This is a genomic window from Lactobacillus xujianguonis, assembly GCF_004009905.1.
In the GTDB taxonomy this organism is placed as follows: Bacteria; Bacillota; Bacilli; order Lactobacillales; family Lactobacillaceae; genus Lactobacillus; species Lactobacillus xujianguonis.
Map to the genome: position 1 here is coordinate 103,493 of NZ_ML136872.1, position 24,883 is coordinate 128,375.

The following is a 24,883-nucleotide window of genomic DNA, read 5'->3' on the forward strand; positions in this document are numbered from 1 at the left end:
ATCTAACCTCGTAATTTAAACTTCGCAATAAAAAAGCCGTCACTGCCATAACTATCTGGCAATATTTTAAGCATTCCAGTCTTAGTCCCGATCTTGGACAATTCAAACGGAACTAGCTCAAAGTTAGGATGACTAGCTAAAAATTGTTTAACTACATCTTCATCTTCTTCAAGAGAAATAGTACAAGTTGAGTAAACTAACTCACCATTTTCTTCAAGTAGATGACTAACATGATCCAAGATTGACAATTGAATTTTTTGTAAATTTAACAAATCTTGTTTCTTTTTGGTGTAACGTATTTCTGGTTTTCGTCTTAGTAATCCCAAACCAGAACATGGTGCATCTACCAATATTCTAGCAAATTGTTGCCCAGAAAAGTATTCATCCGCCTTCCGCGCATCAATTGCTTTAGTCTTGACCTGATCGGCAACGTGCATTCTAGTCGCATTTTGCCGTACTAAACGCAACTTTTTTTCATGAATATCTAAAGCAGTAACTTGCCCTGTCGTCAAATGTTCTGCAATTTGCACCGTTTTACCACCTGGTGCGCTACATGCATCTAGGACTTCTTCATCACCGTTAAAGTCAAAAGCATCAACCACTAAGCTGGCTGCTTCATCTTGCACTGTTAATTGGCCGTTCTTAAATAAAGTAGTCTCTACAATTCCGCCATGAGCTAAAACATAGTTATTTGCTGCTAATTGAGAAGCTTGAGGCTCATAGCCTAATTTAGTTAAAGCAACTAAAGTTTGCCGCTGATTAGTTAAGCTAGACAAGCGCACACTATTTTTGGCTGGTTCATTAATTGATTGCAGAATGCTAGCAGTCCGTTTAAAACCCCAATTAGTGACAAAATATTTGACCAACCAAATTGGGATACTCTCTTTCACACTTAAATATTTAAACCGGTCTTTTTCTGGCGGCAAAATTTTTCCGCGCCGCGTTAAAGCCCGTAAGATCCCATTTGCTACGCGAAAACCACCCGAATGTTGCTTACCAAATTCCTTGGCTAATTTATTGGCTTCATCAAGCACCGCCCGAGTTGGAATCTTATCTAAAAAGAAAATTTGATAAGCTGACATCAATAGCAATGGTTTTAAATACTTTTCTGAGAGCTTGGTTTTAATTAAATCATGGAGTTGGTAGTCCAAAAAGATCCGATATTGAATTGTCCCATAAACTAATTTGGTAGCTAGATTCTTATCTGCTTGCGATAAATGCGCACCTTGTAAGCTATTATTCAAACTGATATTAGAATATGAACCATCTTGCAAGACTCTAATTAAAGTTGCAAGGGCAATTGCACGGGCGCTTTTTTTATTCTTCGTCGACAATTTTTTCTCCTGTGGTAAACTTACTGCCTTGGCCATTCAAAAAGTTCTTAACTTCCATTCGCTTCTTACCGGAAGGTTGTAATTCAAGTAACTCTAGTACTGTTCCATTCGCAAAACTAATGGCGAAGCGACCTTTATTGGCAACAACTGTACCTGGTGCTAAGTCAGTTGTTTCATCACTGACTTGAGCTTTCCAGACCTTCAAACGTTTACCATCTACCATCATGTAAGCACCAGGGTCAGGATTAAGGGCCCGCACTAAGTTGTTAGCTTGAGCGGCTGTCATTTCTAAAGTGATTTTTTCTTGTTCTTTAGAAATGTTAGGTGAAAAGACTACTTGGTCTGGATCTTGAGCTACCTTCTTAACTGTGCCATCAATGATTTTTGGCAAAGTTTCTAATAACAAATCACGACCAACATAAGATAGTTTTTCAAACAAGCTACCACTAGTATCGTCTGGTTGAATCTCGATGGCTTTTTGGGCATACATATCGCCAGCATCCATCTTTTTAACCATTTCCATGATCGTGACGCCGGTCTTCTTATCCCCATTTAACAAAGAATATTGGATTGGCGCACCACCACGATACTTAGGTAATAATGAACCGTGTACGTTAACTGCAGCAATTTTCACTGAATTTAAGAATTTTGTTGGCAAGAATTGTCCATAAGCGGCCGTAACAATTAAGTCAGCGTGCATGTTGATCAATTCTTCCATTTCAGGTGAACCAGATAATTTAACTGGTTGAAGCACCTTTAAATTATGCTTTTCAGCAGCAACTTTGGCAGGGGTTTTGGTAATTTTTTGTTTACGTCCCACTTTTTTATCGGGTTGGGTAACAACAGCCTTGATTTCATAGCCATGATCAAGTAATCCTTCAAGTACAGGAACTGAAAAATCTGGAGTTCCCATAAAAATAATTGATGTCATCAAAAAAACTCCTTAAATGATGCGTTCGGGTTCATTATCGATATAAACATTCAAACCATATTTTTTAATCTCTTGGGCTGAATATTGAATTTGATGTAGTAGCGAATTAAGATTCATTTCTTTTTTATATTTTACCAGTATTTGGTAATAATATTGATTTTTTAAACGAGAAATTGCACTTGGAGTAGGTCCGAGAATGATTGTTTCGGGGTGTAAATTTCGCGTTAGGCGTCTTTTAATGCGAAAAGCTTCCTGGGCTGCATGCTGTTCATTCTTTGAAGCAACTGAAATTAACACCGTGTAAAAATACGGTGGATAATTACCAGCATGCCGGACGCGCATTTCATAACCATAGAAGCGTTCATAATCCTGACTTTGAGCTAATTTAATTGCATAATGATCAGGATTGTAGGTCTGAATTAACACTTCGCCTGTTTTCTCTGCCCGCCCTGCTCGGCCTGAAACTTGCGTTAATAATTCAAAAGTTCGTTCTGAGGAATTATAATCTGGCACCCATAAACTTGTGTCAGCACTAATCACACCGACTAAAGTAACATTAGGGAAGTCTAATCCCTTAGCAATCATTTGCGTTCCAAGTAAAATATCAGCTTCATGATTGCCAAATGCATCTAAGATTTTCTTATAACTGCCCTTTCTTCTAGTCGTATCCACATCCATACGCAAAATACGTACTCCTGGAAGAAGTTCTTCTAATTCTTCTTGAACTTTTTGCGTACCAGTTCCTAAAAAGCGAATATGCTCACTTTGACATTGCGGACAACGTTGCGGAATTGGCTCAGTATAACCGCAATAGTGGCATTGCATCATGCCTGTATCTTTATGCATGGTCAAGGATAAATCACAATTAGGACACTTCATAACGTAACCACATTCCCGGCAAAGCATAAAATTGGCGAATCCGCGCCGATTTAACATCAGAATAACTTGTTCTTTTTTGGCAAGCCGGTCTTTAATGGCGTCCACTAATTCAACAGATAAATCAAATTGACCGCCGGCAAATTGTACATGCTTTAAATCAATGATTTTAACCTCTGGCAGTTTCTTTTGATTTGCTCGTTTAGTTAAGCGTAAAAGTTCATAGACACCCTTTTGTGCCCGGGCACGGCTACCTAGTGACGGGGTAGCACTTCCTAAGACTAAGGGACAGTGATTATAATGACTGCGCCAAATAGCCACGTCTCGTGCGTGATAACGAGGATTGTCCTCTTGTTTATAAGAAGATTCATGTTCCTCATCAATTACAATCAAACCGATATTATCTAAAGGAGCAAAAACAGCACTCCGCGCTCCAACTACGACCCGCGCTTCACCACGACGAATCCGGCGCCATTCATCATAAAGCTCCCCTTCTGATAATCCACTATGTAGAACCGCAACTTCACCGCCAAAACGTGCCTTCACCTGGCGCACCATTTGCGGAGTTAAAGAAATTTCAGGTACCAGCATTAAGGCGTTGCGCCCTTCAGCCAAAGTTTTACTGATTGCATGCAAATATACTTCCGTTTTACCACTACCAGTAATCCCTTCAAGCAAGAAGGTTTGATCCTGCTTTTCTTCAATTGCAGTCGTAATCTTGCTCAAAGCTGCTGTTTGTTCGTCGTTTAAAGTAACTTTTTTGTCAGGTTGATCTTCATCAAAACCCGCTAACGGATCCCGATAAACTTCAACAGCTTGTTTCTTTAACCACTTTTTCTTAACTGCGGCCGTTAAAGTTGCAGTATTAACGCCCGCTTCTTTTTCCAATTCTACTTGTCGCTTAGGATAGGCATCATAGTGCTGAATAATATCTTGCAATAAATGGCGTTGGTTAACTGCATTTGGCCTAACTGATGCTAAGATTTTTTCATATTCAGCCTTACTCTGACAAAGTTGGTATTCATTTTCGGTTTTCTTTTTAGCCCGGTTTTCGACTAAATATTCGATCTTAGCCTCATCATGGCGTAATAGTTTTCTTGCTAAAGCAATTTGCTTAACATCGGTCATCTTGTTCAGATCAACCGGATCTCCTTGAAAAAGCGGTAATTGTTTTGCTTTTTCAGTTAAAGGAGTCAAGATCTTGCGGTAATTAGCCCGCATTACTCTTGGCAACATCGTTTTTAAAATTGAAATCCGATAAGAAAAAACATGATCGGCTAGATCGGCTGAAAGTTGTACTAATTCAGGTGTTAAAGGTGGCATTTCATCGACAACTAATAAGAGGTCTTTTAATTTACCTTGAAACTGACTAGTTTCAGATAGACCAACAACAAAACCTTGCAATTTTCTTGGTCCAAAAGGCACAAAAACGCGAGAGCCGACTTCAACATCTTGCAGTTCATCGGGAACATGATATTCAAAAATTCGATCAGTCTGCTTAGCAGCTATATCTACAATAACCTGAGCAATCATTTTATCACCTTGCAAAAAATGACCTCCATTGATCAATGGAGGTCATTCACTTTAATCATCAACGAGATTAACTTCTCTATGAGCCGGATCAACTGTTACTTTACCAGCGGCAATTTCTTCTAATGCTTTGCCAACTGCCTTATCACATTTGAAGCTACTTAAAGTAGGTGGATCACCTGCTTCAAGTTCATGAGCTCTTTTAGCAGCTAAAACTGATAGTGAATAACGTGAATCAACGTGTGACAGTAATTTATCAATTGATGGGTATGTAATTCTCATAGTTAATCCTCCCTGACCATTTTACGGTAGTCATCAATAACTCGCTTAACGCTAACATGTTCTGCGTCAACAATCGCCTTAATATGATCGACGGCATTGGCAACAGTATCATTAACTACCGCATAATCATAATCTTGCATTACTAAGATTTCCTTACGGGCTTGTTTAATTCGACCCATAATCACATCTTCAGATTCTGTACCGCGCCGCTCTAAGCGCAAGTGCAAAGTATGTAAGTCTGGCGGTGTCAAGAAAATAAAGACTCCGTCTGGCATCTTTTCACGAACTTTTCTTGCACCATTAACATCGATTTCCAATAAAACATCCTTACCTTCATCTAGCATCTTCTTAACTGGTGCCAGAGGAGTACCGTAATGATGTCCAACGTATTCATTATATTCCAGAAGTTCACCTTGGTTAATAGCTTCTTGAAAACGTTCTTCACTTACAAAGAAATAATCTTTACCATCGACTTCACCAGGGCGCGGCTTCCGAGTAGTCATTGATACTGAATACTCAAATGGAAAAACCTTGTTTTCAACAATTGCGCTCTTAACAGTTCCTTTACCAACACCAGAAGGACCTGAAAGGACGAGTAACAAACCTTTATGTGCCATGCCAAACTCTCCTACAAAATACTAATATAATTATTTTGCACTATCAATGGCTTATTTTCAAGTTTTCATGACTAAAAGAAGTGAGGATGCTAAAAAGTCTGGGAATATTATTTCTCAGACTTCCACTTATTTTTTCTCTTTAAAACTCCGCATTAAGTCTACTGCATTCTGCTTAGCCGCATCAGTAACATCACTGCCTGCCATCATTTGCGCAATCGCAGTAATTGTCTCTTCCGTTGTCAACGGTCCAACTTGCGTAAAGGTGGCACCGTCTTTAACTTCCTTAGCAACTAAGTAACGTTGGTCCCCAGCTGCAGCTACTTGCGGTGAGTGAGTAATCGTAATTACTTGCTTATTTTCACCAATTGAATGCATCTTGCGTCCAATGGCTGCTGAAACTCGACCAGAAACTCCAGTATCAATTTCATCAAAAATCATCGTCCCAACTGGTTCAACCTTACTGAAGATTGCCTTCAAAGCTAAAATCAGCCGTGATTGTTCCCCACCAGAAACTATCTTAACTAATGGCATTAAATCTTCACCAGGGTTAGGCGCAATTAAGAAAACAATCGCATCGGTTCCTTTACTAGTAAAAGTTTTAGTTTCTTCAAAATTAATTGAAAACCGCGCTTTTTCCATGTAAAGATCAGCTAGTTCCTGTTTAATTTGGTGTTCCAATTGTTGAGCCACCTTCTCGCGGATTTGGTGTAATTCACGCGCTTGCTCAGTTAATTTTTCTTCTAACTTAGAAACCTCAGCCTGTAATTTTTCTTCATCAAGGCCACCAGTTTCAAATTGACTTAATTCTTTTTGAACCTTTGCATAAAACTTAAACACATCGGCTAAAGTTGGACCATACTTTTTCTTAAGCGAATTCAAAGTGTCCAAGCGGTTAGTCACATATTGGAAACGCTCCTCATCAAAGTCGATGGAATCCATTAAATTAGACAATTCACTGCGAGCATCATTGAGCGCATAAACGCCATCATCAACAGTCTTGGCAAAATCCTTAAACTTATTACCAAACTCAGTTAAATCAGTAGCTGCGTTTTGGGCATCCCCTAACAAAGTGGCAATCCCATGCTCATCATCGTCATACAACTGCATAAAATAATTTGCGGTATCCGCAATCTTTTGGTAATTGTTTAATTCGTTGTATTCATCTTCTAATTTTTCATCTTCGTCAGGATCTTCTAGATTAGCTGCCTCTAATTCATCATTTTGAAATTGCAAAATATCTTGCTTTTGGGCTAATTCCTGCGCACCTTGACGCAAATGACGCAATTGACTGGTATATTTTTGCCATTTGGCAAAATTAATTTGATAAGCAGCTAACTGATCATGAAAAGCTTGATCAGCATAATTATCAACTAAATCAATTTGCCGATCCTGATCCATTAAAATTTGCTGGTCATTTTGACCATGAATATCAACTAAATAATTGCCAATTTCTCGCAAGACATTAATCGTCGTTAGTTGACCATTAATTCGCACCACATTGCGGCCCTGAATTGCTAATTCACGACTAATAACTAACTGATCATCGTCATGCGGCAAACCATATTGTTCACACAGCTGTGAAATCTTTTCTTTTTGGCCTTTTAAGGCAAAAAGACCCGTAATAACTGCTTTTTTTTCGCCACTGCGGATCATTTCTTTTTGACCACGACCGCCCATTAATAAAGAAACGGCATCAATTAAGATCGACTTACCAGCCCCTGTTTCCCCAATTAAGACAGTCATTTTCTCTTGAAAGCGAACCTTTAAGCTCTTAATAATGGCAAAATTTTTAATATCTAATTCCACTAACATTAAAAATCACCTACAAACCATTTACTGCCCGTTCAACAACTTCACCAGCTTCACCAGACCAGAGCTTTTGACCACCATGGGCTTCATCTTTTTGTAAATGAATCAAAAATTCAATGTTGCCTTTACCACCTTTAATTGGTGAATAATCAACACCTAAGACATCAAAGCCAATTTTCATTGCTTCATTCATCGTATGCTCAATTACTTGCCGATGTACTTCGTGATCATGAACAATACCATGCTTACCAACATTTTCTGGACCAGCTTCAAATTGCGGTTTAATTAGACAAACTGCATCGCATTGATCTTTTAAGATGGCATACATCGGCGGCATGATTAAGTCCAAAGAAATAAAAGAAACATCAGTCATGGCAAAATCAGGTAAACCTTGATCAAAATCTTCGGGCTTACTGTAACGGAAATTCTGCTTTTCCATGACAACTACGCGTGGATCATCGCGCAACTGCCAAGCCAATTGATTATAGCCTACATCTAAGGCATAAACCATCTTGGCGCCATTTTGCAGGGCCACATCAGTAAAACCACCAGTTGAAGCCCCAATATCAAGGCAGATCTTGTCTTTTAGATCAATATTGAATACCTTTAAGGCTTTTTCTAGTTTAAAACCACCACGAGAAACATATTTCTTACCATCATCTTTAACAATAAATTTTTCATCAAGCGGAAACTTGGTACCACTTTTATCAATTCTTTGATGATTATGATCTTGCACTAGTCCAGCCATAATCGCTCTTTGAGCTTGCGAACGGGAATGAAAAATCCCTTGTTCAGCTAATAAAACATCTGCTCTTTCTTTTGCCATTTATAGCACCTTTTGATATAAAGCTAAAAAGCCTGCCAAAACTTCACCATTCAAGCCATGAAGATCATCTTGGGCTTGCTTAATTAAGTCACGTAATTCTTGACGACTACGATCAATTCCAAGCAAGGTCAAAGTATTATTCTTTCCCTCTTCTTGATCCTTGTGAGTAGCTTTTCCAGCTTCTTCACTAGTTTCAACAACATCGACTAAATCATCATAAATTTGGTAAGAACGGCCAAAGACCTTAGCAAAGCCAACTAGCTTGACTTGTTCAACTTGGCTAGCTTTAGCATAAACAGCTGCCATTTCAACACTAGCTTGAATTAAGCACCCAGTCTTAAGCCATTCCATGCGATTGATAAACTTAGCATCCCCGGCAACACTAGCATTATTAGTAGAATCAATATCTAAATATTGGCCCCCAACCATACCGTTGGGACCAACAGCTTGGGTAATAATCGCAACCAGCTTAGCAGAATTACTGCCTTCTGCAATCCACTGAATTCCCATTGGTAGTAAAGCATCCCCAGCTAAAATAGCTTCAGCTTCACCCCATTTTTTATGACTAGTCAATTTACCGCGACGATAATCATCATTGTCCATCGCTGGTAAATCATCATGAATTAAAGAATAGGTGTGGATTAACTCAATCCCACAGGCAATTCTTACTTCAGTAGTGGTAATTTCTTTACCTAAAGCATTCAAAGTTGCTAAAAACAACAATGGTCTTAATCTCTTACCACCAGCCATCACTGAGTAAGCCATGATTTGACTAATCTTTTGATCATCAACTTCACTAGCTAAGTATTCTTCTAAATACTGATTAATAACTGGTGTCCATTCTTCTTGAAAATATTTAAAAGCTGACATAATTATTCCTCTGGTGCTGCGGCATTATTTGGATCTAGTTTGTGTTCAGTTCCATCACTATCAATTAACTTAGCCACAGTTTCTTCGGCTTGAGTTAATTTTTGATCAAGATCGCGACTAATCTTGACTCCTTCTTGGAATTGCTTCAAGGCGTCTTCCAAAGGCACATTACCATTTTCAAGATTAGTGACTATTTCTTGCAAGCTCTTTAATTGTTCTTCAAAATTATTTTTCTTTGTTGCCATTTTCTTTCCTCTCAACTGCTGTTATTGTAGCAACGGCTTTACCATCTTTAAAGTGTAAATTTAACTGCTCTTGCTGCTTTATCTGGGTGGTAGAACTAATCGTCTTTCCCTGATCATCTGTCGCATAAACAAAACCACGTTCAAGAGTTTTTAACGGGCTATAGTCATTCAACTGCTGTACAGCTTGGGCGAATTGATTACGCTCTTGACCTAGATAATGCTTAATTGCTGCAGCTAAATTTTGCGTGTAAAAACTACGTCTTTGTGCTAATTCTTTAATACGTTTATCGGGACTAGCTGCTGACAAGCGCTGCGCTAATAAATGATAATTCTGCTTTGAGCGCTCAAGCTGGTTATTCATGCTATTAGCCAAACGCTGTTTTAATAAATCAACGGTTTGAATCTGTTGATCATACAACCTGGTTGGCTCACGCAAAACGACCGAGTTCTTAATTCGTTTTAAAATGTCACGCTTTTGCCGAATAATTGTTTGCATGCTGGCTAGTAACCGACTACGCAATTGACTAATATTTGCTAACTCATCCGCTAAATTAGGCGTAGCATATTCAGCTGCAGCTGTTGGCGTTGCTGCACGAGCATCAGCTACCAAATCACAGAGGGTGGTATCTGTTTCATGTCCTACTGAAGAAATCACAGGCATTGGCATGTCATAGACTTGCCTTACTACCTCTTCTTCATTAAATGGCCATAGATCTTCTAATGAACCACCACCACGGCCAATGATCATAACATCATATTCATCTCCGTGTGCAGCTATTTGCTTCATCGCATTAACTAGTGTCTCAGCAGCAGTATCCCCTTGCACTTGGGCAGGAAACAGATCGATTTCGGCATGAGGGAAACGCCGATTTGCTGTCACCATAATATCGTGAATAACTGCCCCTGATGCACTAGTTACCACCGCGATTTTATCAGGAAAATGCGGCAACGGACGCTTATGTTCTGGATTAAATAAACCTTCCTTGGCCAGTTTTGCTTGCAATTGCTTTAGCTGCTCATAAAGGGCACCTAACCCTGCCGGTTCCATACTTTCAGCATAGAACTGATATGAACCTTGCGGTCCATAAACACTTACATAACCGGTAACGTAGACCTTCATTCCCTCTTCGGGCTTAAATTTAACCTTATCAAAGTAGGAACGAAACATGACTACGTTAATTTTTGATTTTTCATCTTTTAATGAAAAATACTGGTGAGAATTCCTCCGAAAACGAAAATTGGATAATTCTCCCTGCAAGAAGACCTTGTGTAAGTATGGGTCATTTTTGAACTTTTGGGTAATATAATAGTTTAAATCTGTAACAGTCAGATACTTATTATCTGCCATTTGCTCTCCTTGTTAACTTAACGACTTGCTCCATTAAGGATTCGACCGTTAATGGACCAACACCACCTGGGACCGGTGTAATCCAGCTAGCTTTTTCTTTAACTTCGTCAAAAGCAACGTCACCAACTAATTTACCATTGACATGATTAATACCGACGTCAACAACAACGGCGCCTTCTTTAATTTTATCAGCTGTAATCAAGTTAGCTTGACCTGCTGCAGAAACTACAATGTCAGCGTTCTTTAAGTAATATTCTGGATTTTGCGTCTTAGTATGTAAGAGTGAAACAGTCGCATTTCTCTCTTGCATTAAAGCAGCTAACGGTTTACCAACAATATTGCTGCGGCCAACAATGACAGCATCTTTACCAGCTAGTTCAATGCCATAATGATCAAACATGGCAATAATGCCGGATGGGGTTGCCGGCTCAACGAAGTGGTCACCTTGCCATAAGCGGCCCATATTGCTTGGTGTCAGGCCATCAACATCTTTAGCAGGATCAATGGTCTCCATCAAATGGTTAACATTAATTTGCTCGGGGGCTGGAAGTTGGACCATCACACCATAAACCTTAGGGTCAGCATTTAATTTTTTAATTAAATTAATGACGTCTTCTTCTGTTTCATCATTAGGAAGTTGATAAATTTTTTCTTCAATGCCAATTCTTTCAGCCTGACGTTTTTTCGTCCGGACATAAAGTTTGCTAGCAGGATTGTCACCAATATTAATTACGCAAAAAAGTGGCTGAATTCCGTCATTTTTTAAAATCTTTACTGTTTCTTTTAATTTGTCTGCACGTAATTTTGCTAGTTCTTTTCCATTCAGAATCTTTCCCATCAATATCAACTTCCTTTTCTACAAAAATAGCCGGCAAATTGCCGACTATCAATCTATTTTTCAACAAAGTTTGCTAGCATACCATTAATGAATGGTTTGACTTTTGGATCAGCAAATTCATCGCACAAGTTTAGAGCTTCATTAACCGCAGCTTTGGGTTCAATTTCCACGCTATCTTGAATTTCGTATAAAGCAATTTCTAGAATTGCTACCGCGATGGGATTAACTCGCTCCAAGCGCCAACCATTTTTCAGGTGCTTACTTAAAGCTTCTTTTAATTCATCACGATTAGCAATTACGCCTTCAATTAGAGTTTTAGAATAGGCAGAAAGTTGCTCAAGATCAAGCATTGCAACGGTCTTCACTTCAACTTCTGCGGCAGTTAATTCTGGATCTTGATTAGCCAAAAAAACTGCTTGCATAGCAACTTTACGACTTTCATGTTGATTCATTTACTCTTGATTGTCCTCCGGAAACAGCTCCGTTGTATCTTCTGCTTCTTGGTCTTCATCTTCAGGGAAGACTAAGCCTACAACGTGAATGTTGATTGCCTTTAATTCCAAATCAGTCATTTGCACCAATTGAGCTTTGAGTGTTTTTTGCATTTGAGCACCAACACTTGGCACATTAACGCCAGCTTCAAGATAAACATAAACATCTGCTACCAGCTTGTTATCTTCATCAACACTGACATTAACACCTTTGCCACGATCTTCACGACCCAAAACATGCTTAATTCCTGAAGTTAAATTACCGCGCATACTAACAACGCCATCAATTTTTTCAGCAGCAATGCCTAAAATAACCTCAAGCACACTTGGATCAATCTTGATTTGTTCACCGTTTTCTTCGCCACTCAAGAGAATTTTTGAACTATCTGCCATTTTATTACCTCAAAAACAATTACTTGTTTGCACGTGATACGTAAGTACCGTCGGCAGTGTTAATAGTCAAAACGTCTCCTTCGTTAATGAAGAATGGAACGTTAACTACTAAACCAGTTTCCATTGTAGCTGGCTTACCACCACCTGATGAAGTATCACCCTTGATGTTAGGTTCAGTCTTAGCAACCTTCAAATCAACAGTGTTAGGTAATTGAATACCCAAGGTTTCACCTTCGTGCATAATTACGTTAACTACCATGTTTTCAAGTAAGTAGTTAGCTTCGTCACCAATTTGTTCGTTTGGAATTGCTAATTGGTCATAAGTATTAGTATCCATGAATACGTAACTTGAACCATCATTGTACAAGTATTGCATTGCCTTAGTTTGAATATCAGCAGTTTCAACCTTAGCAGTTGAACGGAAAGTATATTCTTGTACAGCACCGGTTCTTAAGCTCTTAAGCTTTGAACGAACAAAAGCACTACCCTTACCTGGTTTTACGTGTTGGAATTCAACGATTCGCCAAAGATCATTGTTGTATTGAATGGTCAAACCGTTCTTGAATTCGTTAACTGAAATCATTGTCATATTAATTCCCTCATTTCTACATATCTATGTTACCAATTTGCAAGCCATTTGGCTATATATTTACAAAGAAAGAAGCTCATCTTTTGGTAAAGTGGATAAAGTTTCCGGTGTTTGATCATGAATTAAAACATCATCTTCAATTCTCACGCCGCCTTTATCTGGCAAGTAAATACCAGGTTCCACTGTGTGAACCATGTTATTAACCAACTTTTGACTTCTAAATGGCAAAGCAGGCTGACATAATTCATGAATTTCTAAGCCAATGCCATGCCCGATTCCATGACCAAAATATTGACCATAGCCTTGCTCTTTAATATAGTCTCTTGCTGCGAGATCAACATCTGCACCAGTATTACCAACTACTGCGGCAGCTATTCCACGTCTTTGGGCTTCATGCACAATATCATAAATTTTGTGCATTTCGGCATCAACTTTACCTAAAGCAACAGTTCTAGTAATATCAGCGGCATATCCATTATAGAAGCTCCCGAAGTCAATCACAATCATGTCGCCTTCTTCAAGCTTTTTATCGCTAGCAACACCATGAGCCCAAGCTGAACGAACTCCTGACGCTACAATTGTATCAAAATCTGGGCCGTCTCCGCCATTAACTTTAAAAAGATAATCAAGCTTAGCTGCAATAGCTCGTTCCTTAACGCCAGGTTTAATCATTGGTAAAATCTGCTTAAAGCTTTCCATTGAAATGTCAATGGCTTTACGCAAGGCAGCAATTTCTAATTCATCTTTGACATTGCGCACCCGTTCAACTAGTTCTTCGCACATTTCAAACTCTAAATTTGAATTAAGAGCAACTAGTTTTTGATATTCAGCAGCAGAAACAAATTCACCTTCAACTAAAACACGCTTTAAATTCAATTTTTGCAAAGCTTTAGTAATTTCATCATAATCATTACCATGCTTCATGATGACGGTTAATTCACCTGGAGCTTGCGCTTTAATTTGACCCGCAAACCTTGAATCAGAAAGTAAAATCCGTTCACCACTACTAGTTAAAATTAGCTGTGCCTCTTCACCAGTGAAATTAGTCAAATACCGATAATTAGCTTGATTAAAGATAATCATGGCATCAGCATTTTGGGCTTTAATCAAGTCACAAACTTTATTAATCCGTTGATTAATTAAGGTCAATAATTCCTGTGTTTTATCCATTTTTAGGCCTCTTGTATGAAAAAAGCGGGAAGCAGTTTGCTTCTCGCCTTCTTTGCATTTTAAGTCTTACTTAGCTTCTTCAGCTGGAACAACTGAAACTTGCTTCTTGAACTTGCCAAGACGTTCAAACTTAACAACACCATTTACTAATGCAAATAAAGTGTCATCTCCACCGCGGCCTACGTTAGCACCTGGGTGAATCTTAGTACCACGTTGACGGTAAATAATTGAACCTGCGTGGATTTCTCGACCGTCACCAACTTTGGCACCTAAACGACGACCAGCTGAGTTACGACCGTTGGCAGTAGAACCGCCACCCTTGTGGTGGGCAAATAATTTCAAACCAAAAATATTCATTATCATTTCACCTCTGAATTAAGCTTCAATCTTTTCAACTGTAACCTTAGTGTAAGGTTGACGGTGACCATATTTGCTGTGTGAGTGCTTCTTTGGCTTGTACTTGAAAGTTACAACCTTCTTTTCCTTGCCTTGCTTTTCAACTTTAGCAGTAACCTTAGCGCCTTCTACTAATGGGGCACCAACCTTAACATCCTTGCCGTCTGCAACAAGAATTACTTGGTCAAAGGTAACTTCCTTACCTTCTTCTGCATCAAGCTTTTCAACGAACACAACATCGCCTTCAGCAACTTTGTATTGCTTACCACCGGTCTTAATAACTGCGTACATTTGTACACCTCCGAAAAAAATACTTAGACTCGCCAAATGAGGTGTCTTCTTCGTCGAAGAACTTCTAACCTCAAATTGTGCGGTTGCAGATGTGGAGGTCTCCACAAATACAACTACTATAGTCTACTACCATTAAAACAAAAATTCAATCAAAATTTACATCCCCCAGCGCCCGCCATGCACTTTAGCAACACTTGAAGTAATAATAAAGGCGTCGGGATCAATCTCATGAATTTTAGTAATCAAAGAACCATATTCATTAGTATCAACAACAATTAATAATTGTTTCTTTTTATCATCGCTATAGCCGCCAACCACATCATAAATAGTTAAGCCCTGGTAGTCAGCTTGCAATCTCTCACGAATAGCTTCTAGATTAGTATTACTCATAATCCGCACCTGGTATTTTTTATCAAAACCAGTTTCGGTGTAATTCATCGTAATTGCCGTTACTAATTGAGAAAAAGCAGCCAAGAAAAAGGCATTCCAACCATCAACGAAGATATTCATGATAATAACGATCATATCAACGCACAATAAAGTTACGGCTGGATTTAAGTAAAAATACTTCTTCAAAATCATTGGGATAATCGTTGTCCCACCACTTGAAGCATTTACCCGATATAGTAGTGACACTCCCAGCCCCATTAAGGCGCCACCGTAAATAACTGCTAATAAATCATTTTCAGTGGCTTTAAAACTCGGCGTAATTTGCATCAGTAATGGCAAAATCAAACTTCCCAAAGCAATATTCTTTGTGGTTGTTTTACCCAGAAAAATCCAGGCAACGATTAACAGCAAAACGTTAACCACAAAAACCGTAATTGAACGATTTATGCCCCAGACAGCATCAACTAAGATTGAAATTCCAGTGGTTCCACCGGCGGCAATATTAATTGGCCCATAAAAGAGGTTAATTGAAATTGCAATAATTTCTAGTCCGGCTATAAAAAGTAGCCAGCGCATCCAAGAATGTTTAGCTAAATTAGTTTTCATTGATGCATCCTTTCTAAAAGTTAGTACATCAATTGTACCTGGAGATAGGTATACAAAACAAGGAATTTACGCAAACATAAGAAATTATTTATTTTTTCATTTGATAATCAATCCTTTGATTGCCCTCATAGGCAGGTAACCCTTGATCGGCCCGGTATAATGCTCGTTCAAAAGACTGATAACCTTTACTTGAACTTACCGCAAATTTAACACCATATTTGCTAGCAAACTCACGAATATTCCAAGTTGAATCATGTGCCGCAAAGGCAGTCACAAGAACAACGATATCAAGGTCTTTAATTTGCTTTTCAATAACTTTTTTCTTACCTTCAAAAGCATCAATTGGAATAGGAATCCCATGATAGCGCGTAACGATTCCTTCTAAAATCGCCTCATTCTGATTGTCACCAATGGCAATTCCGACTCTTTGGTAGTGTAAATCCAAATCAAGTTTGGCAATTTCTTCATCACTCTCACTATTTGACTTATCTTTTTTCTTCTTAGTATTGGCAATCCGCTTGGGTGGGTCAACTTCATATATCCACCGAATTTGGACCGCATCAGCCGGATTTTTCTTTAAACGGACATCACCTTCATACCAAGCTAAGTCAACAATCGAGCCATCTTCAAGATGGATATTTTCCCCTTGATAATAACTAGAATCAACGGCTAACGTAATCGCCTTACCGCGAATATGCAACTTTTCCCCGCGAATATTGCGACTAATTGATAAATGACCCGGACGGCCTTGGACGACTGCATATTTGAAGTCTGCGATTTGATCATAATCGCGCTTACGCATTTTACGAAAACCGACTACCCGCAAAATTTCCGCTTCATAGTTAGGATTGGTCTTATCTTCCAAAGCTTCAACAATATCGCCAGTCTTCAAATTCAGCGGATGAACTTGGGATTCTTTCACCGTGAGGACTGTTTCACCATTGTCATTGATTAAATCAGCACCAGAAACTAACCGGATCACAGTGTAACGGCGGCCTTTACGATAATCACGCTTTGGCTTCTCAACTGGCTTCATTGCTTCCTTGAAAATCTTCGAATTAACTGCTTCCTTTGTTTCAACGGCTGTTTGCACCGCTTGATCAAGCCGGCCTAATTCTTTGCCATAATTTTTACCGACGCCAGGAACAAAGGTTAATTTATGCAAAGCTGATAAAGTTTGCTTTTTAGCTTCAGGATTTCCTGGGGCTTCAATTAACGCGGTTAAACCATTAAGCAATTGCTTTACTTGCTTGGCATTACTATTGTTTTGCGCAATACTGGCTGTTTTAACCGGCTTAGTTTTAACTGGCTTAGTATTTTTACCATCATCCGCCATCGCAATGATGGCTTTAATCGCCGTTAAACTATTTTGCAGGCTCTGATCGTCACCAGCCGTTTTTTGTAAGATTCTTTTTAAATCATTACGATAATCAAACACGCTTTCCTCAACTCCATGAAAAATTACTGCCTTTAATTATATACTTACTTTTTATCATTAAAAACAAAAACTGTTTCCATCAAGGAAACAGTTCTAAATTATTTGCCATAAACAGCCGTAATCTTGGCTTTAGTTGGAATTGATGGCATGGCCCCTTTACCTTGGACTGTAATTGAAGAAGCACGTTGACCATAATCAATCGCAGCCTTTAAGTTGGACAAGTCTGGTTTTAAAACGGAACTTAAAGCGCCAATAAAGGTATCCCCAGCGCCTGTCGTATCAACTGCCTTAACCTTATAAGCTTTGACAAAACCTTCTTCTCGACCGCAAGCGTAGTAAACGCCTTTTTCACCTAAAGTAATTAAAGTAGCTTTGACACCTTTAGCCGTAAAATAAGCTGCATTTTGCTTCATGTCGGCTTCAGTTTCAACTTTTAAGCCGGTAATCGCACTACTTTCAATTTCATTAGGAGTAATGATATCAGTTAAAGCTAGCAATTCATCACTAATCTTTTGGGCAGGAGCAGGATTTAAAATCGTTACCACACCATGCTTTTTAGCAATCTTAAAAGCTTCAATGGTGGTAACTATCGGCGTTTCAAACTGAGCAATAATATAGTCAGACTTAGCAATCACGTCTTCTGCAACTAAAGCTTGCTCAGGGTTAACAACTCCGTTAGCACCAGCATAAACTAAAATACTGTTTTGTCCTTTTTCATCAAGCAAAATTTTGGCTGAACCTGTTTCAACCATTTCATTAATGGTAACGTGAGTTAAATCAATGCCTTCTTTTTCCATCGTTTGCCGCATCAATTCACCGTTACGGTCATCCCCAACACTACCAATAAAATGAACTTGCGCGCCGCTTCTTTGCGCTGCTACTGCTTGATTGGCTCCTTTACCGCCAGCTGCTGAAGAAATACCGTCAACATGGATGGTTTCTCCAGGTAAAGGAATGCGCGGAATGGCATAAGTATTATCGACATTAATGCTGCCTAAAACTGTAATTTCTGTCATTTTTTGTCTCCTTCTTGAATGCTTTCTTATATTATCCCACGTTCAAGGAAGCTCTTACAACTAGAAAAAAATAAGTGTGAAGAAACCTCTCGAGAAGTTTCTTCACACTCAACCATTAAGCACGCCATTCACCGTTATTACCATATGAACGCTTACCTAATTCATTAATAATCACATGAATATGTTCCTTAGGAGCACCAGTGTCCTTGTGCACTGCTTCAGTGACATCTTTCATCAAATTGGTTAATTGTTCATCGGTTCTACCCTTGATCAATTCAATATGTACAAAAGGCATTTTTCTCTTCCTTTCTTAAACGGCAACTCTCTTCAAAATAGTATTCAACGGAAGTGCAATAATTGGTGTCACAATTGCCGTAAAAATTGCTTCCACAATCCCATTGAATCCTAAAGCTGTCACCAAAACCACTAACAAAGATTGACTTCCACTTGTATTGCCTAAGTATCTTAGCAAAGTAGCAGCATGATTCATAAACAGTAAACTTGTTAAGCCAATAACAAAAACCGTATTGGTCAAAGAAGTAGTTAAACCACTTAATACATAGCTCAATTTATGTTGCTGCATTCTGTTAACAATCAGCCCCGGAAACCAACCAGCTAAAATACTAGGAACAAGTGAAATTAGTGGGTTTTGAAAAAGCATCAAACTAACCATATCACCTGGCTGAGTATATGCAAGCACTAATCGCGTAATTCCCCAAAAAAGTCCAAATAAGAGCCCAGATTTTGGCCCCATAATTGAAGCATAAATTGCAATTGTTAAGGGAATCGTCGTGATCGCTGGTAAAGCTGGAATTAGCCGCACATAGCCAATATTAGGGACAAAAGTTTGTAGTAACAAAATGGCCGCAAATAAGGCGGTAATGGTTAAATTAAGCGTTTCTTTTCTTTTCATCTTTTTATCCTTCAAGTTGTAATGACTTACATTATATAAGATGAAGGAGATTTAGACAAGCTTTTCTCGCTTTAAAAAGTGCGCCCACTTCTTCTGTAAATGCTTAAAGTTAAACTGTTGCGCATGTTTATATGCACCAGCTGAATATTCAGTCAATAACCAGGGATTATTGAAAAGATGATCAATGGTCTGTGTTAATTGGTTAGTATTATCAGCTGGCACTAGTACACCGCTTTTACCGTCAGCAATAATATCACTTGGGCCATAATTAATATCATAGCTAACTACAGGACAACCATGAGCTTGTGCTTCCAGAATTGCCATGGCAAAACCTTCGTTCTTACTAGTTAAAACTTCTAATTGTGCAGAATTATAAACTTCCGTCAGGTCTTGCTCAAAGCCACAAAAGTGAATGTAGTCGCCAGCATCATGATCAGCCACAATTTTTTGTAGGCGTTTATTTTCCGGTTCATCGGTATTATTACCATAGATGTTTAATTTTAATTCTGGATGCTCTTGATGCAAACTGATAATTGCTTGCAGTAAGTGACTTAACTGCTTAACGGCATCGACGCGAGCAACGGCAATAATTTGACCTAGTTTTCGCTGTTCAAACGGTACTTTTTCCTCTTTTTGAATAAATGTAACAGGAATGGCATAAGAATTTTCCACTTGCAACTTCTTAGTGACGTTTTCAGCTTCTTTTCTGGTTGAAGAAATGGTTCCGCGCAATTTACCGTCTGCAACCATTTCACTCACTGGTTGATAGACTGTATAAACTTGATCATCAATTTTTCCACTAGGAGTTAAAGCGGAGTGGAAGACGACATAGCTTGGGACAGTTTGCTTCATCTTCTTAATGGCGGGTAAAACTTGCGTACAACGATCACAATAAAAGACAGCTTGCTCATCATTAGCCGCTAATTGATCTAAAAAGAAGGCTTGAAAATCTTCAAGCTTATCAAAACGCATTTCTTCACCATCACGATGCAACTCAATCATTGTTAATAAGGGCTTTTTTTGCGTGCTTTGACAAAAATATTCCCGAATGACGGGATTTTCGGCAACATCCATAAATTCCCGCATCATTAAATGGACCTGATCATCAAAATATTCTACATAATTAAGATAATTATGTAAGAAAAACTGACGCTTAACGGTGAAACCATAACGATCTAAATGATCGACGTAATAAAGATGATCATTGTATGTGTGGGCTTGAATAATAGTTTTGCCAGCAATCAAGGCATTATTTCCGTCTCGTTCACCCACCTTGGTTAACATTTCATTCAATAATGCTTCAGTATCACCTTTACTACTAGTTGGCAATTGTTGAAAATATTGAAAAATATTAATCACGCACCCCTCAGTGTGGAGCTTAGTTTGACTTTCTTCACTAAAATCATTTTTTTCAATTTCGACAATTTGACTCTCTTGCCCCAACGCATCAAAGATCTGCATCCGCTTTACTTGGGCTAATTCGATTGCAGAAGTATCATAGTCTTCTCTAGTTGATATAAAATAGTGCATGTTTATCCTCGGTTTATAATTATTATCTACTTATATAATAATTTTAGCGCAAAAACAAAAAAGACAACATCTTAACGACATTGTCTTCCTCGAAACTCAATCATTATTTTTGATAAAACTTAATTTCAGTTTGGGCTAAATCAATAGTATAAGTTTCATCTTCAAGTGGCCGCTTAGTCATTCCTTGATCAGTTGAGTAAATAATCAAGGCCAAACTCGAACCACTTGGAATTGTATAGTAAGTTGGTTGCAACTTAAAAGTCAAGTCAACGAATTGACCGGCTTCAAGCTTGCTTGGCTTCTTCATATCTTGATAATTTTGTAAGTTCATATGAGCCTTAGTAATTAATTTGGCTTTAGTTAATTTATCGGGCATAAATTCTTGTAAAGTATCAGTACCAAAGCGGTAACCTAACTCTTGGCCACCCCGCATCAAGAATTTTGGTGTAGCAGTTAGGCGCTTGCGATCACCTAATTCAACTAAGGCAACGGAAAGTTGACCCTTTGGTAAAGAGCCAGCTACTCTCACTTTAACTTCAGGACGACCAACAATTGTTACGGGATGAATAAATTCATCAGTTGTAAAGCGTAGACTTGGTTTGGACCATTTTTCGTCGCCGCAAATAAACTTGTATTGCCAGTCACTTTCTGAAATTATAGCTGCCGTAAATTCCTTACCACCAACATCAGTAAAGCTTTGCTTTTCTTTGCCATTACCATCTTTAGTCAATTCTTGACTATCAGTTGGGTAGTAAACAACTTCTTGGCCTAAGTCATCAGCCCAATCTTTTTCTTCATGCCACTTATCAGCCTCAAGGTTATCTTGAATCATAACCGTTGGCCATTGCTTGTCAGCATTATTTTTAAGACCTAATAATTCATGAACAAACCAAAGATTCATTAAATCAGTAAAATCAATGGAAACCAAATTATTCATGTTGTAGTGTGGGCCTTGGTGCAAGAACAAATGGTGCTTAATTGGCAAATTCTTGACCTTTTGCCAAATCTTGTAAACATTCTTTGGCTTAACATTCCAGTCATTCAAACCATGAACTGAAATCCAAGAACATTTAATGCCATCAGTATGGTGGCGGTAGTTTCTTGCTTCCCAGTAATCAGAATATTGACCAGTTGTCCGATCTTCTTTAGTTAACAAATCTTTTTGCATGGCATCATACTTCGGTTTGATCTTAAGATATGAGCCGGCATCCCACAAGTTAGATTGGCAAGTTTCTGCTAATAAATCAAGATCTTCACCCTGGCAATCTTCCGGAGCAATGACTAAACCATGTTCACGATAGTAGTCGTACCAAGAAGAAATTGCAGCTTCAGACACAACGGTCTTTAAACCAGCTACTCCCGTAGTAGCAACGGCAATTTGCAAGGTTCCTAGATAAGAACGACCAGTCATCCCGATATTACCATTACACCATGAAGCTTTAGTTTCGTGCTTTCTGGTGCGATCAGTATAAGCAATCCGATCGCCATGAAGCCACTCAATTACTTCTTTAGCAGATTCGGTTTCTTCAGGAGCACCGGTAATTCTTAAGCCGTCACTGCCGCGCGTTCCGATTCCGCCAGCAAAGACACTAGCAAAACCACGCGCTAACAAATATTCGTTCAACGGATAAGAAGACTTGTGGACTGCTTTTTCAGTTGCTGGTTTATCTTCGGCAGCAGGCTTAGCAGCCTTGACAATTGGACTAGCCACATATTGCGGATCATTCCATTCAGTAGCGTCAGACAAGTTTTCGTCAACTTTATGATTTCGCTTTTCATTAGCAATAATTCCGCCAAAGTATGGACTAGCTGTATATAATGCGGGGACTTTTAGGCCTGCAGTAGTTTCTCTTGGCCGAAAAATTGTAACTTGAACTAAATCACTCTTACCGTCTTGATCAGTATCAAGGTCAGTTTCAACATAAACAACTTCACGAATTACTTTATTAGTATCAAAAACTGGTAAAGCCTTACCGTTAAAGAACATAAACTTGTTTTGGCCCCAGAATTGGGTGAAGTAACCTTTTCCAGCCATCACATCAAGCAAAATCTGGCCATTTTTGCTTCTAGTGTTCAATAAACGATAAAAGGCCGTAATTAACTGCGCCACATTAGTAATGTCTTTAACTACTGGTAATGCATTTCTTTGCATGAAGGCGGTTGGATCAGCCAAATCGTAGTCGTAATGGACATGATAGCCTAAGAGTTGTAAGGCCACATTATAGAATTCATTAGTCCCAATTTTTTCAGGCTTATCTGCCAAAAAATCAGCTAAGGTTTGGCTTTCAGTAACAGCAAACTCAGCTAATTTGGCAGTTTTGGCTTCATCACTTTTAGCTTCAGCCAAAGTCATTTTAACTAATTTAGCTAATAAGTCACTGAAAGACCAATCTTCATAATTTCTTGGTAAAAAGTTAATGTCAATTAATTCTTTAACTTCTTGCTCGTGGTCAGTTTTCACATAAGCATACTGATTATATTTCATCTAGTGTACCTCGATTTTTGTTAATAATATCTTACTGATAGTTTACTATTTAACTAGCTTAGTTAACAGTTAGAGGCTACTTTTTTAACCAAGTTTTTGCAAAAACATCTTCCTTAAAACCACAGGTTAAATTGTCTTCATCCACAACAAGCGGTCGTTTGATTAGCTTACCATCTTCAGACATTAATTTGGCAGCTTCTTTAATGGTCATGGTTGGAACTTTTTCCTTAAAATTATCGGCCCGATAACGTTGACCGTGCGTATTAAAGAAATACTTTAATCCGCGATCTTGATATTTAGTCATCCATTTAAGTAACTGACTTTCTGTTGGTGGCAATTCTACTAAATCTTGATAGTCGTATTGAATACCATGGTCATCAAACCATTTACGTGCTTTTTTGGAAGTTGAACAACGTTTATAGCCATAAAATTTAATCATGCTTTTTACTTTCTTTCTATATAATTAATCTTTACTTCTATTTTAGCTAAAAATTATCTCGCAAAAAATAAATTTGTCCTTGCATTTTAACCATCCTTTCCCTATAATAGTTTATGTTCTGTTGAGGACATACAAACATACATGGTCTGGTAGCTCAGCTGGATAGAGCAACGGTCTTCTAAACCGTGGGTCGTGGGTTCGAATCTCACCCGGATCATTAGTTAAGGCAACATCTGTGGATGTTGTTTTTTTTGCATCAAAAAAGCTTTACGACAAAATCGCAAAGCTTTTTCTTTTAATTTAAAAGATCGAGGTTAAAACAGCCCCAGATACGATTAAAACCAACCCAGCAACTGTAAAGAGATAACCCTTCTTAGTCTTACGCTCATGTAAAAAGATAATCCCACCTAAGGTTGAAATGACAACACAAAGTTGTGACATGACAAAAGCGAGGTTAACACCATTAACTTTCACTGAAATAATGTAACTAAGTGCAGCAACCGCATAAACTAAACCAGCTGGAATAACTTGATAACTTTTCTTTTCTTTTAAAACAGCGAGCTTCTTTGTACAAAGCAAATAGATAAAAGTGGCAATCATCATCCCAATGGTTTCACCTAAAAAGATTAAAACACCGTCGGCCTTAATTACTTTAGGAATTGAACTAGAAGTAATATATCCAAATGTCGTTAAAATCAAAACGATCATCGTCATGGCTTGATTTTCTTTACCACCTTCAGCTGTTCCTTTGTCAGTCATTGAAGTAAAGATTACTCCGATAATTAAAGCAATAATTCCTAAAAAGCCAAATAATTTAGCTTGTGGACTAGCCCATTCACCAAAGATTAGCACGCCAACTAGTGGAACTCCGATTAACTGTAAACCAGTTGAAATTGGAATCGTTTCTGACACTCCAATTTTAGTAAAACTAAAGTATTGACCAACTTGTCCAATTACCCAAGCTGCTCCTGCCAGCATTGATAAGCCAAAAGCGAGTACGTTAACGGCTGGCTGTCTAATTAAGAAAACAATCGCCGCAAAAATAAATGCTCCTAAAACAGATCCAACAATTTGGTGATAAATCGTACTATTCTTAACTCCGGCAACAAACAGCGGCATTAAGCCCCAACCAATTGCTGGAATGAAAAGAAAGATGTATTGCATCAAAAAACTCCTTATTTAGAAAATTTAACTTGCACATTGTAGCAAGAGTAAGCATTTTCAAACAAG

At 38.4% G+C, this 24,883-nt stretch carries 25 protein-coding genes, 1 tRNA gene, 1 pseudogene and 1 other annotated feature; of the genes and pseudogenes, 1 reads left to right on the top strand and 26 read right to left on the bottom strand.

Annotation, left to right across the window (positions count from 1 at the left end; translation table 11 throughout):
• Positions 1–2: 2 nt before the first annotated feature.
• The 25 genes and pseudogenes from rsmB to EJK17_RS01485 form a co-directional block, all read right to left on the bottom strand.
• A complete protein-coding gene (gene rsmB, locus EJK17_RS01365; protein ID WP_103660965.1) occupies positions 3–1,370 on the bottom strand; it encodes a 16S rRNA (cytosine(967)-C(5))-methyltransferase RsmB in 1,368 nt (455 codons plus the stop codon).
• The gene (gene fmt / locus EJK17_RS01370; RefSeq protein ID WP_103660964.1) at positions 1,318–2,265 is read right to left on the bottom strand and encodes a methionyl-tRNA formyltransferase; all 948 of its coding nucleotides are present in this window, start codon (positions 2,263–2,265) and stop codon (positions 1,318–1,320) included. The genes rsmB and fmt overlap by 53 nt, the downstream gene beginning before the upstream one ends.
• A 12-nt stretch (positions 2,266–2,277) precedes the next feature.
• Entirely contained in the window at positions 2,278–4,674 is a 2,397-nt protein-coding gene (priA, locus tag EJK17_RS01375) for a primosomal protein N' (protein ID WP_103661018.1), read from the bottom strand.
• A gap of 51 nt (positions 4,675–4,725) precedes the next feature.
• Entirely contained in the window at positions 4,726–4,953 is a 228-nt protein-coding gene (gene rpoZ / locus EJK17_RS01380) for a DNA-directed RNA polymerase subunit omega (RefSeq protein ID WP_103660963.1), read from the bottom strand.
• A 2-nt stretch (positions 4,954–4,955) separates the two neighbouring features.
• Positions 4,956–5,570, bottom strand: a complete 615-nt coding sequence (gmk, locus tag EJK17_RS01385; RefSeq protein ID WP_103660962.1) for a guanylate kinase — start codon at positions 5,568–5,570, stop codon at positions 4,956–4,958.
• A gap of 126 nt (positions 5,571–5,696) precedes the next feature.
• The gene (recN, locus tag EJK17_RS01390) at positions 5,697–7,382 is read right to left on the bottom strand and encodes a DNA repair protein RecN (protein ID WP_127796141.1); all 1,686 of its coding nucleotides are present in this window, start codon (positions 7,380–7,382) and stop codon (positions 5,697–5,699) included.
• Between the two features lie 10 nt (positions 7,383–7,392).
• Positions 7,393–8,205, bottom strand: a complete 813-nt coding sequence (locus tag EJK17_RS01395) for a TlyA family RNA methyltransferase (RefSeq protein ID WP_127796142.1) — start codon at positions 8,203–8,205, stop codon at positions 7,393–7,395.
• Positions 8,206–9,075, bottom strand: a complete 870-nt coding sequence (locus EJK17_RS01400) for a polyprenyl synthetase family protein (protein WP_103660959.1) — start codon at positions 9,073–9,075, stop codon at positions 8,206–8,208. It abuts the gene before it with no gap.
• 2 nt (positions 9,076–9,077) lie between these two features.
• On the bottom strand, positions 9,078–9,320 hold the full coding sequence (locus EJK17_RS01405) for an exodeoxyribonuclease VII small subunit (RefSeq protein WP_103660958.1): 243 nt from the start codon (positions 9,318–9,320) through the stop codon (positions 9,078–9,080).
• Complete coding sequence (gene xseA, locus EJK17_RS01410; protein WP_103660957.1) at positions 9,301–10,668, bottom strand: exodeoxyribonuclease VII large subunit; 1,368 nt, start codon at positions 10,666–10,668, stop codon at positions 9,301–9,303. Before xseA ends, EJK17_RS01405 begins: the two co-directional genes overlap by 20 nt.
• Positions 10,658–11,506 (bottom strand): tetrahydrofolate dehydrogenase/cyclohydrolase catalytic domain-containing protein, encoded by an 849-nt coding sequence (locus tag EJK17_RS01415; protein WP_103660956.1) that lies wholly within the window; start codon positions 11,504–11,506, stop codon positions 10,658–10,660. The genes xseA and EJK17_RS01415 overlap by 11 nt, the downstream gene beginning before the upstream one ends.
• A 53-nt stretch (positions 11,507–11,559) precedes the next feature.
• Positions 11,560–11,958, bottom strand: coding sequence for a transcription antitermination factor NusB (gene nusB, locus EJK17_RS01420; RefSeq protein WP_103660955.1), 399 nt, complete (start codon positions 11,956–11,958; stop codon positions 11,560–11,562).
• On the bottom strand, positions 11,959–12,390 hold the full coding sequence (locus EJK17_RS01425; RefSeq protein ID WP_103660954.1) for an Asp23/Gls24 family envelope stress response protein: 432 nt from the start codon (positions 12,388–12,390) through the stop codon (positions 11,959–11,961).
• 19 nt (positions 12,391–12,409) lie between these two features.
• The gene (gene efp / locus EJK17_RS01430) at positions 12,410–12,979 is read right to left on the bottom strand and encodes an elongation factor P (protein ID WP_103660953.1); all 570 of its coding nucleotides are present in this window, start codon (positions 12,977–12,979) and stop codon (positions 12,410–12,412) included.
• 60 nt (positions 12,980–13,039) lie between these two features.
• Positions 13,040–14,149 carry a M24 family metallopeptidase gene (locus EJK17_RS01435; RefSeq protein WP_103660952.1) on the bottom strand — a complete coding sequence of 370 codons (1,110 nt, stop codon included), beginning with the start codon at positions 14,147–14,149 and terminating at the stop codon, positions 13,040–13,042.
• A 66-nt stretch (positions 14,150–14,215) separates the two neighbouring features.
• Entirely contained in the window at positions 14,216–14,506 is a 291-nt protein-coding gene (gene rpmA / locus EJK17_RS01440; RefSeq protein WP_127796143.1) for a 50S ribosomal protein L27, read from the bottom strand.
• Positions 14,507–14,524: 18 nt separating this feature from the next.
• Positions 14,525–14,836 carry a 50S ribosomal protein L21 gene (gene rplU, locus EJK17_RS01445; RefSeq protein WP_103660950.1) on the bottom strand — a complete coding sequence of 104 codons (312 nt, stop codon included), beginning with the start codon at positions 14,834–14,836 and terminating at the stop codon, positions 14,525–14,527.
• Between the two features lie 15 nt (positions 14,837–14,851).
• Positions 14,852–14,931: a sequence feature (ribosomal protein L21 leader region), on the bottom strand.
• Between the two features lie 61 nt (positions 14,932–14,992).
• Positions 14,993–15,832, bottom strand: a complete 840-nt coding sequence (locus EJK17_RS01450; RefSeq protein WP_103660949.1) for a YitT family protein — start codon at positions 15,830–15,832, stop codon at positions 14,993–14,995.
• An 88-nt stretch (positions 15,833–15,920) separates the two neighbouring features.
• The gene (locus EJK17_RS01455; RefSeq protein ID WP_103660948.1) at positions 15,921–17,270 is read right to left on the bottom strand and encodes a DUF2325 domain-containing protein; all 1,350 of its coding nucleotides are present in this window, start codon (positions 17,268–17,270) and stop codon (positions 15,921–15,923) included.
• A gap of 98 nt (positions 17,271–17,368) precedes the next feature.
• Entirely contained in the window at positions 17,369–18,286 is a 918-nt protein-coding gene (gene rbsK, locus EJK17_RS01460) for a ribokinase (protein ID WP_103660947.1), read from the bottom strand.
• Between the two features lie 115 nt (positions 18,287–18,401).
• A pseudogene (locus EJK17_RS01465) lies at positions 18,402–18,584 on the bottom strand (2-hydroxymuconate tautomerase); the annotation flags it as partial.
• A gap of 12 nt (positions 18,585–18,596) precedes the next feature.
• Positions 18,597–19,199, bottom strand: coding sequence for an ECF transporter S component (locus EJK17_RS01470; protein ID WP_103660945.1), 603 nt, complete (start codon positions 19,197–19,199; stop codon positions 18,597–18,599).
• Positions 19,200–19,250: 51 nt separating this feature from the next.
• A complete protein-coding gene (locus EJK17_RS01475) occupies positions 19,251–20,729 on the bottom strand; it encodes a glycosyltransferase (protein WP_127796144.1) in 1,479 nt (492 codons plus the stop codon).
• Positions 20,730–20,832: 103 nt separating this feature from the next.
• Positions 20,833–23,214, bottom strand: coding sequence for a Xaa-Pro dipeptidyl-peptidase (locus EJK17_RS01480; protein ID WP_127796145.1), 2,382 nt, complete (start codon positions 23,212–23,214; stop codon positions 20,833–20,835).
• Between the two features lie 76 nt (positions 23,215–23,290).
• The gene (locus tag EJK17_RS01485; RefSeq protein WP_103660942.1) at positions 23,291–23,653 is read right to left on the bottom strand and encodes an arsenate reductase family protein; all 363 of its coding nucleotides are present in this window, start codon (positions 23,651–23,653) and stop codon (positions 23,291–23,293) included.
• 143 nt (positions 23,654–23,796) lie between these two features.
• On the opposite strand from EJK17_RS01485, the gene EJK17_RS01490 reads away from it, so the two are divergent.
• Positions 23,797–23,870 (top strand) — tRNA-Arg (locus EJK17_RS01490).
• Between the two features lie 83 nt (positions 23,871–23,953).
• Here the strand turns inward: EJK17_RS01490 and EJK17_RS01495 are convergent.
• On the bottom strand, positions 23,954–24,817 hold the full coding sequence (locus tag EJK17_RS01495) for a GRP family sugar transporter (protein WP_103660941.1): 864 nt from the start codon (positions 24,815–24,817) through the stop codon (positions 23,954–23,956).
• Positions 24,818–24,883 lie beyond the last annotated feature (66 nt).

What these genes read in the sequence shown, in the direction of transcription:
- EJK17_RS01435 (WP_103660952.1), bottom strand. Translation starts at nt 14,149, where the DNA reads ATGGATAAAACACAGGAATTATTGACCTTAATTAATCAACGGATTAAT.
- rplU (WP_103660950.1), bottom strand. Translation starts at nt 14,836, where the DNA reads ATGTACGCAGTTATTAAGACCGGTGGTAAGCAATACAAAGTTGCTGAA.
- EJK17_RS01475 (WP_127796144.1), bottom strand. Translation starts at nt 20,729, where the DNA reads ATGCACTATTTTATATCAACTAGAGAAGACTATGATACTTCTGCAATC.
- nusB (WP_103660955.1), bottom strand. Translation starts at nt 11,958, where the DNA reads ATGAATCAACATGAAAGTCGTAAAGTTGCTATGCAAGCAGTTTTTTTG.
- rsmB (WP_103660965.1), bottom strand. Translation starts at nt 1,370, where the DNA reads ATGGCCAAGGCAGTAAGTTTACCACAGGAGAAAAAATTGTCGACGAAG.
- rpoZ (WP_103660963.1), bottom strand. Translation starts at nt 4,953, where the DNA reads ATGAGAATTACATACCCATCAATTGATAAATTACTGTCACACGTTGAT.
- EJK17_RS01485 (WP_103660942.1), bottom strand. Translation starts at nt 23,653, where the DNA reads ATGATTAAATTTTATGGCTATAAACGTTGTTCAACTTCCAAAAAAGCA.
- xseA (WP_103660957.1), bottom strand. Translation starts at nt 10,668, where the DNA reads ATGGCAGATAATAAGTATCTGACTGTTACAGATTTAAACTATTATATT.
- EJK17_RS01395 (WP_127796142.1), bottom strand. Translation starts at nt 8,205, where the DNA reads ATGGCAAAAGAAAGAGCAGATGTTTTATTAGCTGAACAAGGGATTTTT.
- EJK17_RS01415 (WP_103660956.1), bottom strand. Translation starts at nt 11,506, where the DNA reads ATGGGAAAGATTCTGAATGGAAAAGAACTAGCAAAATTACGTGCAGAC.
- gmk (WP_103660962.1), bottom strand. Translation starts at nt 5,570, where the DNA reads ATGGCACATAAAGGTTTGTTACTCGTCCTTTCAGGTCCTTCTGGTGTT.
- recN (WP_127796141.1), bottom strand. Translation starts at nt 7,382, where the DNA reads ATGTTAGTGGAATTAGATATTAAAAATTTTGCCATTATTAAGAGCTTA.
- EJK17_RS01470 (WP_103660945.1), bottom strand. Translation starts at nt 19,199, where the DNA reads ATGAAAAGAAAAGAAACGCTTAATTTAACCATTACCGCCTTATTTGCG.
- rpmA (WP_127796143.1), bottom strand. Translation starts at nt 14,506, where the DNA reads ATGAATATTTTTGGTTTGAAATTATTTGCCCACCACAAGGGTGGCGGT.
- EJK17_RS01425 (WP_103660954.1), bottom strand. Translation starts at nt 12,390, where the DNA reads ATGGCAGATAGTTCAAAAATTCTCTTGAGTGGCGAAGAAAACGGTGAA.
- rbsK (WP_103660947.1), bottom strand. Translation starts at nt 18,286, where the DNA reads ATGACAGAAATTACAGTTTTAGGCAGCATTAATGTCGATAATACTTAT.
- priA (WP_103661018.1), bottom strand. Translation starts at nt 4,674, where the DNA reads ATGATTGCTCAGGTTATTGTAGATATAGCTGCTAAGCAGACTGATCGA.
- efp (WP_103660953.1), bottom strand. Translation starts at nt 12,979, where the DNA reads ATGACAATGATTTCAGTTAACGAATTCAAGAACGGTTTGACCATTCAA.
- fmt (WP_103660964.1), bottom strand. Translation starts at nt 2,265, where the DNA reads ATGACATCAATTATTTTTATGGGAACTCCAGATTTTTCAGTTCCTGTA.
- EJK17_RS01405 (WP_103660958.1), bottom strand. Translation starts at nt 9,320, where the DNA reads ATGGCAACAAAGAAAAATAATTTTGAAGAACAATTAAAGAGCTTGCAA.
- EJK17_RS01450 (WP_103660949.1), bottom strand. Translation starts at nt 15,832, where the DNA reads ATGAAAACTAATTTAGCTAAACATTCTTGGATGCGCTGGCTACTTTTT.
- EJK17_RS01495 (WP_103660941.1), bottom strand. Translation starts at nt 24,817, where the DNA reads ATGCAATACATCTTTCTTTTCATTCCAGCAATTGGTTGGGGCTTAATG.
- EJK17_RS01400 (WP_103660959.1), bottom strand. Translation starts at nt 9,075, where the DNA reads ATGTCAGCTTTTAAATATTTTCAAGAAGAATGGACACCAGTTATTAAT.
- EJK17_RS01480 (WP_127796145.1), bottom strand. Translation starts at nt 23,214, where the DNA reads ATGAAATATAATCAGTATGCTTATGTGAAAACTGACCACGAGCAAGAA.